Here is a 15,429-nt window from a genome sequence, read left to right on the forward strand (position 1 = left end):
TCCGTACGGGCGGACGGCCCGCCGGCCGGTTCCGCCGGGGCTGTCGCCTATCAGGGTGGACCGGCCCGCCACCTCTTCCGCCCGAGCGTCACCGCAGGTCAGCGTGGTGTCGGCGGAGCACCGGAAGCGGTCCGGGCGCCCGCCGTCCACAAGGAGTTGACCCGTCATGCGTACGTGTGGAACCACTCGCCTCACCACCGTCCTCGCCGCGACCGCCCTGGCCCTCACCGCCCTCATCCCGACCACCGCCGGCGCGGCGCACGCCGCGGGCCCGCCGGGCCTCGGGGCCTGCGCGAGCGGACAGTTGTGCCTGTGGGCGAAACCGGACTTCAAGGGCGCCCGGCAGACTCACGAGCTCAGCACCCTGGACATCAACAGCTGCACCGCCCTGCCCGCCGGCACCACCGCCCAGTCGCTGGTCAACCGCACCGGGCGCCCGGTCACCACGTACCAGTCGGCGGAGTGCGCGGAGACCGGCGAGTTCCAGACCTACCCGGGCGACGGGGTCTGGCTGCCCCAGTCCCCCTACCAGGTAAGGGCCTTCAAGGTGTGGGAGCGGTAGCTTCCCGCTGCGCCGGGGCACCCGGCCCGGCGGCGGCCGGCGGGGCGGCGGCAGCCGTGTCCGCCGCCCCGCCGAGCCGGGCGACCTCGCCGCGCAGCGCCCGCACCTCCGCCTGGAGCTCGCGGATGGCCGCCAGCTGGAGCCGCTCCGCCTGGTCGTCGCGCTCGAAGCGGGAGATGAACCACGCGGCGATGTTGGCGGTCACCACACCGAGCAGCGCGATTCCCGACAGCATCAGCCCGACCGCCAGGACCCGGCCGAGGCCGGTGGTGGGGGAGTGGTCGCCGTACCCGACCGTCGTCATCGTGGTGAAGGACCACCACACGGCGTCGCCGAGGTTCTTGATGTTGCCGTCGGGCGCGTCCCGCTCCACGCTCAGCACGGCCAGCGAGCCGAACATCAGCAGCCCGACGACCGACCCGGCCACGTACGTCGTCAGCTGGATCTGCGGGGCCATCCGGGCCCGCCGGCCCACCAGCATCAAGGTGGCCACGAGCCGCAGCAGCCGCAGCGGCTGCACGAGCGGCAGCACCACCGCCGCCAGGTCCAGCCAGTGGGTCCGCACGAACCGCACGCGGTCCGCCGAGAGGACCAGGCGCACCAGGTAGTCGGCGGCGAAGGCCCCCCACACCGTCCACTCCACGTAGGTGCAGGCGCCGTGCACCCGCGCGCTCGCGTCCGGAGCGACGATGGGCACGGCGTACGCCACGGCGAAGGCCACGGCGAGGACGAGCAGCGGGGTCTGGCTCCGCCGCTCCCACAGCAGCTGGCGGGATGGTTCCTTCATGCCGAGCATCGTAGGCAACGCATAAAGAGGCGCGGGCCCCGGCCGAAGCCGGGACCCGCGCCCAGGACCGCGTACGCGGCGTCCGCCCTGCCCGCGGCAGGGGTCAGGCGTCGCCGCCGGCCGCACCCGGGTCCGCCGCCGCCACGTCGAGCAGCTGGTACTTGTCGACGGCCTGCTTGAGCACCGAGCGGTCCACCTTCCCCGCCTTGGCCAGCTCGGTCAGGGTCGCCAGCACCACCGACTGGGCGTCGATGTGGAAGAAGCGCCGGGCCGCACCGCGGGTGTCCGCGAAGCCGAAGCCGTCCGCGCCCAGCGAGGTGTACGCGCCGGGCACCCACCGCGAGATCTGGTCCGGAACGGACCGCATCCAGTCCGAGACCGCCACGAACGGCCCCTCCGCACCCGACAGCTTCCGCGTCACGTACGGGACGCGCTGCTCCTCCTCCGGGTGGAGCAGGTTGTGCTCCTCCACCTCGACGGCCTCGCGCCGCAGCTCGTTCCAGGAGGTCGCCGACCAGACGTCCGCCCGCACGTTCCACTCCTCGGCGAGGATCCGCTGGGCCTCCAGCGCCCACGGCACGGCCACGCCGGACGCCATCAGCTGGGCCGGGACGGAGCCCGCCGTGCCCTGCGAGACCCGGTGGATGCCCTTGAGGATGCCCTCCACGTCGACGCCCTCCGGCTCCGCCGGGTGCTGGATCGGCTCGTTGTAGACGGTCAGGTAGTAGAAGACGTCCTCAGCCTCGGGGCCGTACATCCGGCGCAGGCCGTCCTGGACGATGTGCGCGATCTCGTACCCGTAGGCCGGGTCGTACGCGACGCAGCCCGGGTTCGTCGAGGCCAGCAGCTGGGAGTGACCGTCCGCGTGCTGCAGGCCCTCACCCGTGAGGGTGGTCCGCCCGGCGGTCGCACCCAGCACGAAACCGCGCGCCAGCTGGTCGGCCATCTGCCAGAACTGGTCACCCGTGCGCTGGAAACCGAACATCGAGTAGAAGACGTAGACCGGGATCAGCGGCTCGCCGTGCGTCGCGTACGCCGAACCCGCGGCGATCAGGGAGGCCGTGCAGCCCGCCTCCGAGATGCCGTCGTGCAGCATCTGGCCGGTCGGGGACTCCTTGTACGCGAGCAGCAGGTCGCGGTCGACCGCCTCGTACTGCTGCCCCAGCGGGTTGTAGATCTTGGCGCTCGGGAAGAAGGCGTCCATGCCGAAGGTGCGGTACTCGTCCGGCGCGATCAGCACGAAGCGCTTGCCGATCTCCTTGTCCCGCATCAGGTCCTTCAGGATGCGGACGAAGGCCATCGTGGTGGCGATCGACTGCTGGCCCGAGCCCTTCTTGGCGGCCGCGTAGGTCTTCTCGTCCGGCAGCTGCAGCGGCTTGGCGCGCACCACACGGGTCGGCACGTAGCCGCCGTGCGCACTGCGCTGGTCGTGCATGTACTGGATCTCGGGGGAATTGCGGCCCGGGTGGTAGTACGGCGGGGCGCCGCTCTCCAGCTGCGCGTCCGTGATCGGGATGTGCAGACGGTCGCGGAAGCGCTTGAGGTCGTCGACCGTCAGCTTCTTCATCTGGTGCGTGGCGTTGCGGCCCTCGAAGTTCGGGCCGAGCGTCCAGCCCTTCACCGTCTGGGCCAGGATCACCGTCGGCTGGCCCTTGTGCGCCTTGGCCGCCGCGTACGCCGCGTAGACCTTCTTGTGGTCGTGACCGCCGCGGCCCAGGTGCTGGATCTGGTAGTCGGTCATGTTCTCGACCATCGCGCGCAGCCGCTGGTCGCCGCCGAAGAAGTGCTCGCGGATGTACGCGCCCGACTCGGTGGCGTACGTCTGGAACTGCCCGTCGGGCGTGGAGTTCATCTTGTTGACCAGGATGCCGTCGCGGTCCTGGGCCAGCAGCGGGTCCCAGGAGCGGTCCCAGATCAGCTTGATGACGTTCCAGCCGGCACCCCGGAACTGCGACTCCAGCTCCTGGATGATCTTGCCGTTGCCGCGGACCGGGCCGTCGAGGCGCTGCAGGTTGCAGTTCACGACGAAGGTCAGGTTGTCCAGGCCCTCGCGGGCGGCGATCGACAGCTGGCCGAGCGACTCCGGCTCGTCCATCTCGCCGTCGCCGAGATACGCCCAAACGTGGGACTTGGAGGTGTCCGCGATCCCGCGCGCCTCCATGTACCGGTTCATCCGGGCCTGGTAGATCGCCCCCAGCGGGCCGAGGCCCATCGAGACGGTCGGGAACTCCCAGAAGTCCGGCATCAGCCGCGGGTGCGGGTAGCTGGAGAGACCGTACGGCGCCTTCGACTTCTCCTGGCGGAACGCGTCGAGCTGCTGCTCGGTGAGCCGGTCCAGGAGGTAGGCGCGGGCGTAGATACCGGGGGAGGCGTGGCCCTGGAAGAAGATCTGGTCGCCGCCGTCGCCCTCGTCCTTGCCCCGGAAGAAGTGGTTGAAGCCCACGTCGTAGAGGGAGGCGGAGGAGGCGAAGGTGGCGATGTGGCCGCCGACGCCGATCCCGGGACGCTGGGCGCGCGAGACCATGACGGCCGCGTTCCACCGGGTGGCGTTCAGGACCTTGCGCTCGATCTCCTCGTTGCCGGGGAAGAACGGCTCGTCCTTGGTGGCGATGGTGTTGACGTAGTCCGTGCTGCGCATCTCGGGCACGGCGACGCGCCTCTCGCGCGCCCGCTCGATCAGCCGCAGCATGAGGTAGCGGGCGCGTTCACGGCCCCGCTCGTCGACCGCTGCGTCCAGGGAGTCGAGCCACTCCTGCGTCTCTTCCGGATCGAAGTCCGGGACCTGACTCGGGAGGCCGCCAATGATGATCGGATTGCGATCGGATGCGGAAGCCACGCTGTTCCTTCACTGTCGGGGGAGTCGTGCTGGAGCTGTAGCTGGGGGGCGCCGCCTCCCATGGTCTTACGCTCGGCCGTAATCGTCATCCGTACCACTGGGTAATCCCTGCGATCGGCGGGGAAGACCCGGCAAGGTGCGGGCGGGGGTCCGGTTCCGCGGTGCGGGGTGGCGGGTGCGACCAAATCGCAACCTTACGCCCAGGCCGGTCACCGCCCCCGGGAGGCCGTTCGTCCCTCAAACAGGTAGGAAAGTCCTCATGCGATGCGAATGAGCTGGAATGGTGTGGGATGAATCACCAGAGGTGCACACGGGCACGCTGAAAGTTGCGGCGAGACGGCCGTAATCGTCACCGTTTCGACGGTCTCGGCGGCCGGGTACTTGCGCGATCCGCCGCGCCCGTGTGGACTACGCCCAATGCTGCGCGTACGCGCGCCGCCGAAGACATTCACCGAACATGAGCAGGAGGCACCCCGTGAGCGCGACCGCGGACCACGCGGAGAGCCTGGCCGCCCGGCTGGGTTTCCAGTCCGAACAGGTGGTCCAGGAGATCGGCTACGACGACGACGTCGATCAGGAATTCCGTGACCTCGTCGAGGAACTCGTCGGCGAACTCGTCGACGAGGAGTACGACGACGTCGCCGACGCTGTTCTGCTGTGGTTCCGCGAGGACGACGGCGATCTGACGGACGCGCTGGTCGATGCCACCGAGCTGGTCGAGGACGGCGCACTGATCCTGCTGCTGACCCCCAAGACGGGCCGTGACGGCTACGTCGAGGCCAGCGACATCAGCGAGGCCGCCGAGACCGCCGGCCTCTCGCAGACCAGGAGCGTCAGCGTCGGCAAGGAATGGGCCGCCACCAAGCTGGTGACGCCCAAGACCGCCGCCAAGTCCAAGCGCTGAGCCGCGCCCGCTGCCGAGCGGACACGCTTCCACACCCCGCCGACCAGGTGATCCCGGTCGGCGGGGTGTGTGCGTTCCGGGCGTTTCGAGGGTCCGGGTACGCCCGGTCAGGATCTAGGCTGTGACTCACCCGAACAGCCCAACGCGGGGATGCGGGAACGAAGGGATGCGAGAGATGGCGATCGAGGTCGGCGACAAGGCCCCGGACTTCGAGCTCAAGGACAACCACGGCGCCACCGTGCGGCTCTCCGACTTCCGGGGGGAGAAGGCCGTGGTGCTGCTCTTCTACCCGTTCGCCTTCACCGGTGTCTGCACCGGCGAGCTGTGCGAGCTGCGCGACCGGCTCCCGCGCTTCCAGAACGACGACGTCCAGCTCCTCGCCGTCTCCAACGACTCCGTGCCGACCCTGCGGGTCTTCGGCGAGCAGGAGGGCCTGGAGTACCCGCTGCTGTCGGACTTCTGGCCGCACGGCGAGACCTCGCGCGCCTACGGCGTCTTCGACGAGGACAAGGGCTGCGCGGTCCGCGGCACCTTCATCATCGACAAGGACGGCGTGGTGCGCTGGACTGTCGTCAACGGCCTGCCCGACGCGCGTGACCTGAACGAGTACATCAAGGCGCTCGACAGCCTCTGAGTGCGTCTGCACGGTCCGATACGTGCAGTTCCCTGCGAAAACCGCTTACGGGCGGGAACCCGTCACTAGGATCGAAACGTTGATCCGGTAGCAACCGCACGACGGGGCACCGCCCCACACAGAACCCAATGGAGGACCCGTGGGAGTCAGCCTCAGCAAGGGCGGCAACGTCTCGCTGACCAAGGCCGCGCCTAACCTGACGGCGGTCATCGTCGGTCTGGGCTGGGACGCTCGCACCACCACCGGTGTCGACTTCGACCTCGACGCCAGCGCGATCCTGACCAACGACCAGGGCAAGGTCGCCAGCGACGCGAACTTCGTCTTCTTCAACAACCTCAAGAGCCCCGACGGCTCGGTCGAGCACACCGGTGACAACACCACCGGTGAGGGCGAGGGCGACGACGAGGCGATCAAGGTGAACCTCGCCGGCGTTCCGGCCGACGTTGCCAAGATCGTCTTCCCGGTCTCGATCTACGAGGCCGAGACCCGCCAGCAGAGCTTCGGCCAGGTCCGCAACGCCTACATCCGCGTCGTGAACCAGGCCGACAACACCGAGCTCGCCCGCTACGACCTCTCCGAGGACGCCTCGACCGAGACCGCCATGGTCTTCGGCGAGCTCTACCGCAACGGTGCGGAGTGGAAGTTCCGTGCCATCGGCCAGGGCTACGCCTCCGGCCTGCGCGGCATCGCGCAGGACTTCGGCGTCAACGTCTGAGTCCGAGAGCAGTCTCCGTCCGGCGCCGTGCACTGTGTGTACGGCGCCGGACGCGCTTCACCGCACCACTGTGCTCCACCGTCACATCGCCACACCGTCGTCCGGGGAGGACCACAACATGGGCGTCACACTCGCCAAGGGGGGCAATGTCTCCCTGTCCAAGGCCGCACCGAACCTCACCAGGGTTCTGATCGGTCTCGGATGGGACGCGCGCTCGACCACGGGAGCCGACTTCGACCTCGATGCCAGCGCGCTGCTCTGCAACGGCGGCCGGGTGCTGGGGGACGAGTACTTCGTCTTCTACAACAACCTGAAGAGCCCCGACGGCTCCGTCGAACACACGGGGGACAACCTCACGGGCGAGGGCGACGGCGACGACGAGTCGATCATCATCGACCTCACCAAGGTCCCGGCGAACGTGGACAAGATCGTATTCCCGGTCTCGATCCACGAGGCGGACACCCGCCGGCAGAGCTTCGGCCAGGTCAGCAACGCCTTCATCCGCGTCGTCAACCAGGCCGACGGCCAGGAGCTGGCCCGCTACGACCTTTCCGAGGACGCCTCCAGCGAGACGGCGATGATCTTCGGCGAGGTCTACCGGTACGGCGGCGAATGGAAGTTCCGAGCGGTGGGGCAGGGGTACGCGTCGGGCCTCCGGGGCATCGCTCTAGACTTCGGGGTCAACGTTTCGTAAAGCCGTACAAGACGCATGGGGTGCCAGGTGCCAGTGGTTCTGAAAACCTTCGGCTGGTCGTTCGCCATCACGGCGCTCGGCCTCGCCTTTGCCGCGTGGCAGTGGGGGTGGGAGGCGTTCGGGGTCGTACTGATCCTGTCGATCCTCGAAATCTCGCTGTCCTTCGACAACGCGGTCGTCAATGCCGGAATCCTGAAGAAGATGAATGCCTTCTGGCAGAAGATCTTCCTCACCATCGGCATCCTGATCGCCGTCTTCGGCATGAGGCTGGTCTTCCCGGTGGCGATCGTCGCCATCAGTGCGAAGGTCGGCCCCATCGAGGCGATCGAGCTGGCCCTGGACCAGCCCGAGCAGTACGAAGCCCTGGTCACCGACGCCCACCCGGCCATCGCCGCGTTCGGCGGAATGTTCCTGCTGATGATCTTCCTCGACTTCATCTTCGAGGAGCGCGACCACAAGTGGCTCGCGTGGCTGGAGCGTCCGCTCGCCAAGCTCGGCAAGGTCGACATGCTGTCGGTCTGCGTCGCCCTGATCGCGCTGCTGGTCTCGGCGATGACCTTCGCCGTCCACGCCCACACCAGCACCGGCCACCAGGACAAGTCCGCCACCGTGCTGCTCGCCGGCGTCGCCGGTCTGATCACTTACCTCATCGTCGGCGGTCTGTCCTCGTACTTCGAGGACAAGCTGGAGGAGGAAGAGGAGCGCGAGCACGAGGAGGAGGAGAAGGCCAAGGCCGCGGGCAAGCCCGTCTCCGCCGTAGGCCTCGCCGGCAAGGCCGCGTTCTTCCTCTTCCTCTACCTCGAAGTCCTCGACGCCTCCTTCTCCTTCGACGGGGTCATCGGCGCCTTCGCCATCACCAACCACATCTTCTGGATGGCGCTCGGCCTCGGTATCGGCGCCATGTACGTCCGTTCGCTCACGGTCTACCTGGTCCGCCAGGGCACCCTGGACGACTACGTCTACCTGGAGCACGGCGCGCACTACGCGATCGGTGCCCTCGCCGTCATCCTGCTGGTCACCATCCAGTACGAGATCAGCGAGCTCATCACCGGCGGCATCGGCGTGGTGCTGATCGCCCTGTCCTTCTGGTCCTCGGTGCGCCGCAACAAGCGCCTGGAACTGGAGGGTTCCACCGCCGAGGCATGACCGCGGCGTTAATGCGGAACGCTCCATTGCGGGGCGGTCCACCGGGTTCACGGACCCGGCGGGCCGCCCCGTTTTCCGTAGGCTTCGCGGGGACCAGGGGATCAGGACCAGGGGGGTAGGGGATGGGCTTCTTCGACGGCATCTTGGGCAGCCGGGCGGTGCAGTTCCAGTCGGGCAGTGCCTCGTCGAACGCGATCGAGCTGACCAAGCGACATGCGACGGTGTCGCTCACCAGGCAGGGCGCCGTCCACGGCAACCTGCGCGTCAATCTGTCCTGGCGCATGCGCACTTCGGACATCGGAGGCCGCTCCGGCCAGAGCGGCCAGCTCTTCCGCCACCCGTTCAAGCTGTTCAAGCCGGACATCGTGCAGGCGCACACCCAGGGCATGGTCAACGTCGACCTCGACATGGGCTGCCTGTACGAGCTGGCCGACGGCACCCGCGGCGCCGTCCAGCCGCTCGGCAACCTGCTGGGCGACCTCAACGACCCGCCGTACGTCAAGCTCAGCGGGGACGACCGGTTCGGATCGGGGTCGGGCGAGACCCTCTACATCAACCTCGACCACGCCGACGAGATCAAGCGCCTGCTGGTCTTCGTCTACATCTACGACCAGACCCCGGCCTTCGACCGGACGCATGCCATGGTCACCCTCTACCCCGTGACGGGCCCGCGGATCGAGATCCCGCTGGACGAGCGGCACCCGCAGGCCCGCTCCTGCGCCGTCGTCTCCCTGGAGAAGGTCAAGGGCGAGCTCGTCGTCAAGCGCGAGGTGAAGTTCGTGTACGGGTTCCAGTCCGAGCTGGACCGGCTGTACGGCTGGGGGCTCCAGTGGGGCCGGGGCTACAAGAGCACCAAGAGGTGACCGGAGCGGGAGCCGCCCGGCCCCTCGGCAGCCCCAGGCCCCTCGGCAGCCCCAGGGCCCCCGGCCGCCCGCGGGCCCTCAGCGGCGGATGAACTGCGGGCCCTGCGCCGGCAGCCGGAAGGACGGGTCGCCGCCCGGGCCCGGCACCGGGGACACCGGCTGCGGGTAGCCGTAGGCGGGCTGGGCGGTCGGCGGAGCCTGCGTCGGCGGGGTCATCAGGGCCGTCTGTTCGGAGGCCGGACCCGCCGCGGGGGCCGCGGCGCCGGCGCCCGCGCCCGTGCCCGCGTCGGGCTCGGCGGCGTTCTCGTCGACCGAGATCCCGTGGTCGGTCGCCAGGCCCACCAGGCCGTCGGAGTAGCCCTCGCCGAGCGCCCGGAACTTCCACCCGTCGCCCCGGCGGTACAGCTCCCCGCAGATCAGCGCTGTCTCCGCGCCCGTCTCGGGCCGTACGTCGAAGTAGGCCAGCGGCTCGGAGCCACCGGTCGCGGTGGCGTCGTAGAGCAGGATCCGCAGGTCGCGGACCCGTTCGAAGGGGATGTCCTCGGCCGAGGCGACCACCAGGATCCGGTCCACGCTCGGGGTCACCGTGCGCAGGTCCGCCTGGACGGCGTCGGTGACCGCGTCGCCGATCTGCTTCTTGCCGAGGCGCCAGACGGCCCCCGAGGGGTGCCGGGGCTGGTTGTAGAAGACGAAGTCCTCGTCCGAACGCACCCGGCCGTCCGGGCCCACCAGCAGCGCCGAGGCGTCCACGTCCGGCACCTCGGGGCCGCCGGTCCAGCGCAGCACCGCCCGGACCGCCACGGGGGCCACCGGGATGTTCGAGCCCTTCTGCATCGCGTGCGTCATGCACGTCATCCTGCCCTCCCGGGGTGGAGCGGGACAATGCGGCCCCCCGTAGGGCCTTGTACCGATCGCGAGAGCTGGGCATGGTGCAAGAGGGTTACCGGAACTTCATGTGCTTGAGGAACTCTTGGTTCACGTTCGTACGTACTATTACCGGCCATGCCAGTCGGGCCGCCGAGGTTGTACGGGGGAAGCACATGCGTCACTTTGGGCACGTATCGCCCACGGTCCGTAAGGACCTCTTCCACCAGGAACCGGCGGAATTCACCGGAGCCTCGCCCGCCCGCGTCCTCGCGGCGGCCCTCGGTGCCACCCTCTACAGTCCCGCCACCCGCCCCGCGCTGGCCGCCGACGTCCGCAAGCAGGCCGGCCGCGGAGTCGTCTCCATGGTGCTCTGCCTGGAGGATTCCATCAGCGACGCCGATGTCGTCGGTGCCGAGGAGAACCTCGTCCGCCAGTTCGCCGACCTCGACGGCGACCCCGGTGCCGACGCCGCCGAGCTCCCCCTGCTCTTCATCCGCGTCCGCACGCCCGAGCAGATACCGGACCTGGCGCGCCGCCTGGGCCGCTCGGTGCGGCTCCTGGCCGGATTCGTACTCCCGAAGTTCGACGAGCGGACCGGCATCCCCTTCCTCGAAGCCGTCGCCGACGCGGAGGCCGCCACCGGACGGGACCGGCTCTACGCCATGCCCGTCCTGGAGACCCCCGAGCTCCTCCACCTCGAAACCCGCGTCGAAGCCCTCGCCGGCATCTCCCGCACGGTCAACAGCCACCGCGAGCGGGTCCTGGCACTGCGCCTCGGCGTCACCGACTTCTGCTCCGCCTACGGGCTGCGCCGCACCCCCGACATGACCGCCTACGACGTCCAGATCGTCGCCGGCGTCATCGCGGACGTCGTCAACGTCCTGAGCAGGGCCGACGGCACCGGCTTCACCGTGACCGGCCCCGTCTGGGAGTACTTCCGCAGCCAGCAGCGCCTCTTCAAGCCGCAGCTGCGCCGCAGCCCCTTCCTGGAGGAGGGCGTCGAGGAACTGCGCACCGCGCTGATCGAGCACGACCTGGACGGGCTGCTGCGCGAGATCGAGCTCGACCGGGCCAACGGGCTCCTGGGCAAGACCTGCATCCACCCCGCCCACGTCACACCCGTGCACGCCCTGTCGGTCGTCTCCCACGAGGAGTTCTGCGACGCCCAGGACATCCTGCGGCCCGAGCGCGGCGGCGGCGGAGTGATGAGATCGGCTTATACGAACAAAATGAACGAGGTGAAGCCCCACCGGGCCTGGGCCGAGCGCACCATGCTGCGGGCCGAGGTCTTCGGTGTGGCGAAGGAGCAGGTCGGCTTCGTCGACCTGCTCACGGCCGGGCTCCAGGTGTGACCGGGCCGGTGCCGAAGCAGACGACGAGGAAGGGCAAGACGATCGACGAGGTGCGGCCGAGTGGCGAGGTGTGGTCCGGTACCTGGGTCGCGGACCGGCTGGGAGTCGGCCTGCACGACTCCGAAGGGGGTCCGCGGCCGGGCCCGAGGCTGAGCCCGCGGCTGACGGACCTGCTCGGGCTGGCCCTGCGCCGCAACCCCAAGCGCGCACACCTGCTCGTCTCGCAGGTGCTGGGCAAGCACGTCCCGCAGTCCCCGAGCACGGTGTACGACGCCGGCCACGGCCTCGGCAGACGCGTACGGGCGCTGCTCGGCGACGAGGCCGCGGCGACGGCCGTGGTCCTGGGCTACGCCGAGACCGCCACCGGACTCGGCCACTGCGTCGCGGACGGCCTGGGCTCCGCCCCCTACCTGCACTCCACCCGCCGGCCCGTGCCGGGCGTGGCGACCGCCGGCGGCTTCGAGGAGGCGCACTCGCACGCCACCTCCCACCTGCTGCTGCCCGAGAACCCCGCACTCCTCGCCGGAGACGGGCCCCTCGTCCTCGTCGACGACGAGTTCTCCACCGGCAACACCGTCCTCAACACCATCCGCGACCTCCACGCCCGCCACCCGCGCTCGCGCTACGTGGTCGTCGCCCTCGTCGACATGCGCTCCCCGGCCGACCGCGACCGGCTCACCGCCTTCGCCGCCGAGCTGGGCGCCCGGGTGGACCTCATCGCCCTCGCCTCGGGCACGGTCTCCCTCCCCGACGGCGTCCTCGCCAAGGGACAGGCCCTGGTCGAGGAGTACGAGCGGACCGCCGCGGCGGACGCGTCCGGGCCGGCGGGCTCCCCGCGGCCCGTCCTGCGCGCCGACCTGCAGTGGCCGCACGGCCTCCCCGACGGCGGCCGCCACGGCTTCACCCCCGCGCACCGCCGGCGCCTGGAGGCCGCCCTGCCCGACCTCGCCGCCCGGCTCACGGCCGCGCTCGGCACCGAGCCCGGACGGGTCCTCGTCCTGGGCAACGAGGAGCTGATGTACGCGCCGCTGCGCCTGGCCAAGGCGCTGGAGGAGTCGGGCGCGGCCGCCGAGGTCCGCTTCTCCACCACCACCCGCTCCCCGGTGCTCGCCCTGGACGACCCCGGCTACGCCATCCGCACCCGGCTCGTCTTCCCGGCCCACGACACCCCCGCCGACGGACCCGGCGACCGCTACGCCTACAACGTCGCCCGCCCCTCGGACGGCGCCGGCTTCGACACCGTCGTCGCCGTCGTGGACTCGGCCGGCGACACCCCCGAACTGCACACGGGACTCCTCGCGGTCCTCGCCCCGCACACCGGCCGCCTCGTCCTGGCCGTCGTCCCGTCCTACATACCGCCCGCGGCGTCCCTGGCGTCCGCGCTCTCCCGCACGCCCCACCACCGGCAGGAGCCGATCATGACCGAGCCCCTGCGCGGCCCCGCCTTCTCCTCCTACGCCCCCGAGGACGTCGGCTGGCTGCTCCAGGACCTCTCCGGCGTCCAGCTCGAAGCCCCCACCGAGGAGCGCGAGGAGGCCATCCAGGCCGGCGGCGCGCACTACGCCGAGTCCCTGCCCGTCGAGTACCAGCCCTCGCCCCAGTACCAGGAGCTCTACCGCAGCGCGCTGACCGCCTCCGCCGCCCGCGTCGCCCGCGCCGTCGGCACGGTCACCGAGACCGTCCTCGCCGAACGCTCGCCCTCCCCGGTCCTGGTCTCTCTGGCCCGCGCCGGCACCCCCGTCGGCGTCCTGATGCGCCGCTGGGCCCGCGCCCGGCACGGCCTGGACCTGCCGCACTACGCCGTCTCCATCGTGCGCGGCCGCGGCATCGACGCCAACGCCCTGCGCTGGCTGGCCGCCCACCACGACCCCGCCGACGTCGTCTTCGTCGACGGCTGGACCGGCAAGGGCGCCATCACCCGCGAGCTGAAGGACGCCCTGGAGGAGTTCCCCGGCTTTGACCCGGAGATCGTCGTCCTCGCCGACCCCGGCTCCTGCGTGCCCACCTACGGCACCCGCGAGGACTTCCTCATCCCCTCCGCCTGTCTCAATTCCACCGTCTCCGGACTCGTCTCGCGTACGGTTCTCAGGTCCGACCTGGTCGGACCCGACGACTTCCACGGCGCGAAGTTCTACCGCGAGCTCGCCGGGGCCGACGTCTCCGTCGCGTTCGTCGACGCCGTCGCCGCCCACTTCGACGACGTGGCCGACGCCGTCGACGAGGAGGTCAAGGAGCTCCTGGCGGCCGACCGCACGCCGACCTGGGAGGGCTGGGCGGCGGTCGAGCGGATCAGCGAGGAGTACGGCATCCACGACGTGAACCTCGTCAAGCCCGGCGTCGGCGAGACCACCCGCGTGCTGCTGCGCCGGGTGCCGTGGAAGATCCTGGCGCAGCGCGGCGCCGGGGCCGACCTGGACCACGTACGGCTGCTCGCCGAGCAGCGCGGCGTCCCGGTGGAAGAGGTAGACGGGCTGCCCTACACCTGCGTCGGCCTCATCCACCCCCGATTCACGCGCGGCGCCACCGGCGCCGACGGAAAGGCTGTGGCCTCCAAGTGACTGTCCTCGTAGCCAGTGACCTCGACCGCACGCTCATCTACTCGACGGCCGCCCTCGGTCTGACCATGCCCGACCCGGTGGCCCCGCGGCTGCTGTGCGTCGAGGTCCACGAGAGCAAGCCGCTGTCCTACATGACGGAGACGGCCGCGGCGCTGCTGGCGGAGCTCACCGAGGACCCGTCCGTCGTCTTCGTCCCCACCACCACCCGCACGCGCAAGCAGTACCAGCGCATCCGCTTCCCCGGCCGCCCGGCCCGGTACGCGATCTGCGCCAACGGCGGGCAGCTCCTCGTCGACGGCGTGCCCGACCGCGACTGGCGGCGGCAGGTCGCGGCCCGCCTGGCCGAGGAGTGCGCCCCGCTGGAGGAGGTCCACGCGCACCTGCTGTCCACCGCCGACCCGGCGTGGCTGCGCAAGGCCCGGGTGGCGGAGGACCTCTTCGCCTACCTCGTCGTCGAACGCGCCCTGGTGCCCGACGCCTGGCTGAAGTCCCTGACCGAGTGGGCCGCGGCCCGCGGCTGGACGGTCTCCCTCCAGGGCCGCAAGATCTACGCCGTGCCGCGCCCGCTCACCAAGAGCGCCGCGATGCGCGAGGTAGCCCGCCGGACCGGAGCGACCACGACCCTCGCCGCCGGCGACTCGCTCCTCGACGCCGACCTGCTGCTCGCGGCCGACGCCGCCTGGCGCCCGGGCCACGGCGAACTGGCCGACGCGCGCTGGACCGCACCCTCGGTGACCGCCCTCACCGAGGCGGGCGTCCTGGCCGGCGAGGAAATAGTGCGCGCATTCGCCCGCGAGGCCGGGCGGCTCGGCAGACTGGACGCATGAGCAAAGGCAACAGCACGAAGATCACGGACGAGCTGTACCAGTACATGCTCGACCACAACCCCCCGCTGGACTCCGTCCAGCGGGGGCTGGTCGCGAGGACCTACGCCTCGTTCCCGGACGTCGCCGGGATGCAGTCCGCGGAGGAGCAGGGGCCGCTGCTGGCCTTTCTCGTCCGCCTGACCGGCGCCCGCCACATCGTCGAGGTCGGCACCTTCACGGGCTTCTCGGCCCTGTCGATGGCCCAGGCACTGCCCGCCGACGGCCGCATCATCGCCTGCGACGTCTCCGAGGAGTGGACGGCGTACGGCAGGCAGGCGTGGGAGGAGGCGGGCGTCGCCGACCGCATCGAGCTGCGCATCGCGCCGGCCCTGGAGACCCTGCGCGCGATGCCCGCCGAACCCCACATCGACATGGCCTACGTGGACGCCGACAAGGAGAGCCAGATCTCCTACTGGGAGGAGCTCGTCCCCCGGCTCCGCCCCGGCGGCCTGATCGTCACGGACAACACGCTGTACCACGGCACGGTCCTCGACGAGTCGGCCACCGGCTCGGCGGCGGGCGTACGCGCCTTCAACGACCACGTCGCGGCCGACCCCCGCATGGACTCCGTCCTGCTGGCGATCTCGGACGGGCTGACGCTCTCGCGCAAGCGGTAGCGCGGGGGCCGGCAGGCGGGAGGGGCGG

General features: G+C 70.6%; 14 protein-coding genes. 11 read left to right on the forward strand and 3 right to left on the reverse strand.

What is annotated here, in order from left to right:
- The first annotated feature begins 166 nt into the window (after positions 1–166).
- Positions 167–562 carry a peptidase inhibitor family I36 protein gene (locus tag AB0O53_RS34905; protein ID WP_351000262.1) on the forward strand — a complete coding sequence of 132 codons (396 nt, stop codon included), beginning with the start codon at positions 167–169 and terminating at the stop codon, positions 560–562.
- Here AB0O53_RS34905 and AB0O53_RS34910 read toward each other — a convergent pair.
- Complete coding sequence (locus AB0O53_RS34910) at positions 543–1,349, reverse strand: potassium channel family protein (RefSeq protein WP_351000264.1); 807 nt, start codon at positions 1,347–1,349, stop codon at positions 543–545. The genes AB0O53_RS34905 and AB0O53_RS34910 overlap by 20 nt on opposite strands.
- A gap of 103 nt (positions 1,350–1,452) precedes the next feature.
- Positions 1,453–4,185: a pyruvate dehydrogenase (acetyl-transferring), homodimeric type gene (gene aceE / locus AB0O53_RS34915; protein ID WP_365201066.1), complete on the reverse strand. Its 2,733-nt coding sequence runs from the start codon at positions 4,183–4,185 to the stop codon at positions 1,453–1,455.
- A 475-nt stretch (positions 4,186–4,660) separates the two neighbouring features.
- On the opposite strand from aceE, the gene AB0O53_RS34920 reads away from it, so the two are divergent.
- The 6 genes from AB0O53_RS34920 to AB0O53_RS34945 all read left to right on the forward strand — a co-directional run bounded on the left by AB0O53_RS34920 (position 4,661) and on the right by AB0O53_RS34945 (position 9,141).
- A complete protein-coding gene (locus tag AB0O53_RS34920) occupies positions 4,661–5,089 on the forward strand; it encodes a DUF3052 domain-containing protein (RefSeq protein ID WP_030841248.1) in 429 nt (142 codons plus the stop codon).
- Between the two features lie 175 nt (positions 5,090–5,264).
- Positions 5,265–5,723, forward strand: coding sequence for a peroxiredoxin (locus AB0O53_RS34925; RefSeq protein WP_030009301.1), 459 nt, complete (start codon positions 5,265–5,267; stop codon positions 5,721–5,723).
- A gap of 139 nt (positions 5,724–5,862) precedes the next feature.
- Positions 5,863–6,438 carry a TerD family protein gene (locus tag AB0O53_RS34930; RefSeq protein WP_030026013.1) on the forward strand — a complete coding sequence of 192 codons (576 nt, stop codon included), beginning with the start codon at positions 5,863–5,865 and terminating at the stop codon, positions 6,436–6,438.
- Between the two features lie 118 nt (positions 6,439–6,556).
- Positions 6,557–7,132: a TerD family protein gene (locus tag AB0O53_RS34935; protein ID WP_030957497.1), complete on the forward strand. Its 576-nt coding sequence runs from the start codon at positions 6,557–6,559 to the stop codon at positions 7,130–7,132.
- A gap of 33 nt (positions 7,133–7,165) precedes the next feature.
- The gene (locus tag AB0O53_RS34940; RefSeq protein ID WP_351000272.1) at positions 7,166–8,278 is read left to right on the forward strand and encodes a DUF475 domain-containing protein; all 1,113 of its coding nucleotides are present in this window, start codon (positions 7,166–7,168) and stop codon (positions 8,276–8,278) included.
- A gap of 122 nt (positions 8,279–8,400) precedes the next feature.
- Positions 8,401–9,141, forward strand: a complete 741-nt coding sequence (locus AB0O53_RS34945) for a TerD family protein (RefSeq protein WP_351000275.1) — start codon at positions 8,401–8,403, stop codon at positions 9,139–9,141.
- A gap of 78 nt (positions 9,142–9,219) precedes the next feature.
- Here the strand turns inward: AB0O53_RS34945 and AB0O53_RS34950 are convergent, their stop codons facing one another.
- Complete coding sequence (locus AB0O53_RS34950; protein ID WP_351000278.1) at positions 9,220–9,987, reverse strand: TerD family protein; 768 nt, start codon at positions 9,985–9,987, stop codon at positions 9,220–9,222.
- Between the two features lie 194 nt (positions 9,988–10,181).
- Between AB0O53_RS34950 and AB0O53_RS34955 the strand changes: the two genes are divergently transcribed.
- From AB0O53_RS34955 to AB0O53_RS34970, 4 genes are read left to right on the forward strand one after another with little or no spacing between them, the layout of a single operon-like run.
- A complete protein-coding gene (locus AB0O53_RS34955; RefSeq protein WP_351000281.1) occupies positions 10,182–11,360 on the forward strand; it encodes an HpcH/HpaI aldolase/citrate lyase family protein in 1,179 nt (392 codons plus the stop codon).
- 8 nt (positions 11,361–11,368) lie between these two features.
- Entirely contained in the window at positions 11,369–13,918 is a 2,550-nt protein-coding gene (locus tag AB0O53_RS34960; RefSeq protein ID WP_365201071.1) for a phosphoribosyltransferase, read from the forward strand.
- Positions 13,915–14,745: an HAD family hydrolase gene (locus tag AB0O53_RS34965; RefSeq protein WP_351000287.1), complete on the forward strand. Its 831-nt coding sequence runs from the start codon at positions 13,915–13,917 to the stop codon at positions 14,743–14,745. The genes AB0O53_RS34960 and AB0O53_RS34965 overlap by 4 nt, the downstream gene beginning before the upstream one ends.
- On the forward strand, positions 14,742–15,401 hold the full coding sequence (locus AB0O53_RS34970; protein ID WP_351000290.1) for an O-methyltransferase: 660 nt from the start codon (positions 14,742–14,744) through the stop codon (positions 15,399–15,401). Before AB0O53_RS34965 ends, AB0O53_RS34970 begins: the two co-directional genes overlap by 4 nt.
- The last annotated feature ends 28 nt before the right edge of the window (positions 15,402–15,429 follow it).

This window comes from Streptomyces erythrochromogenes, from assembly GCF_040684695.1.
In the GTDB taxonomy this organism is placed as follows: Bacteria; Actinomycetota; Actinomycetes; order Streptomycetales; family Streptomycetaceae; genus Streptomyces; species Streptomyces erythrochromogenes_C.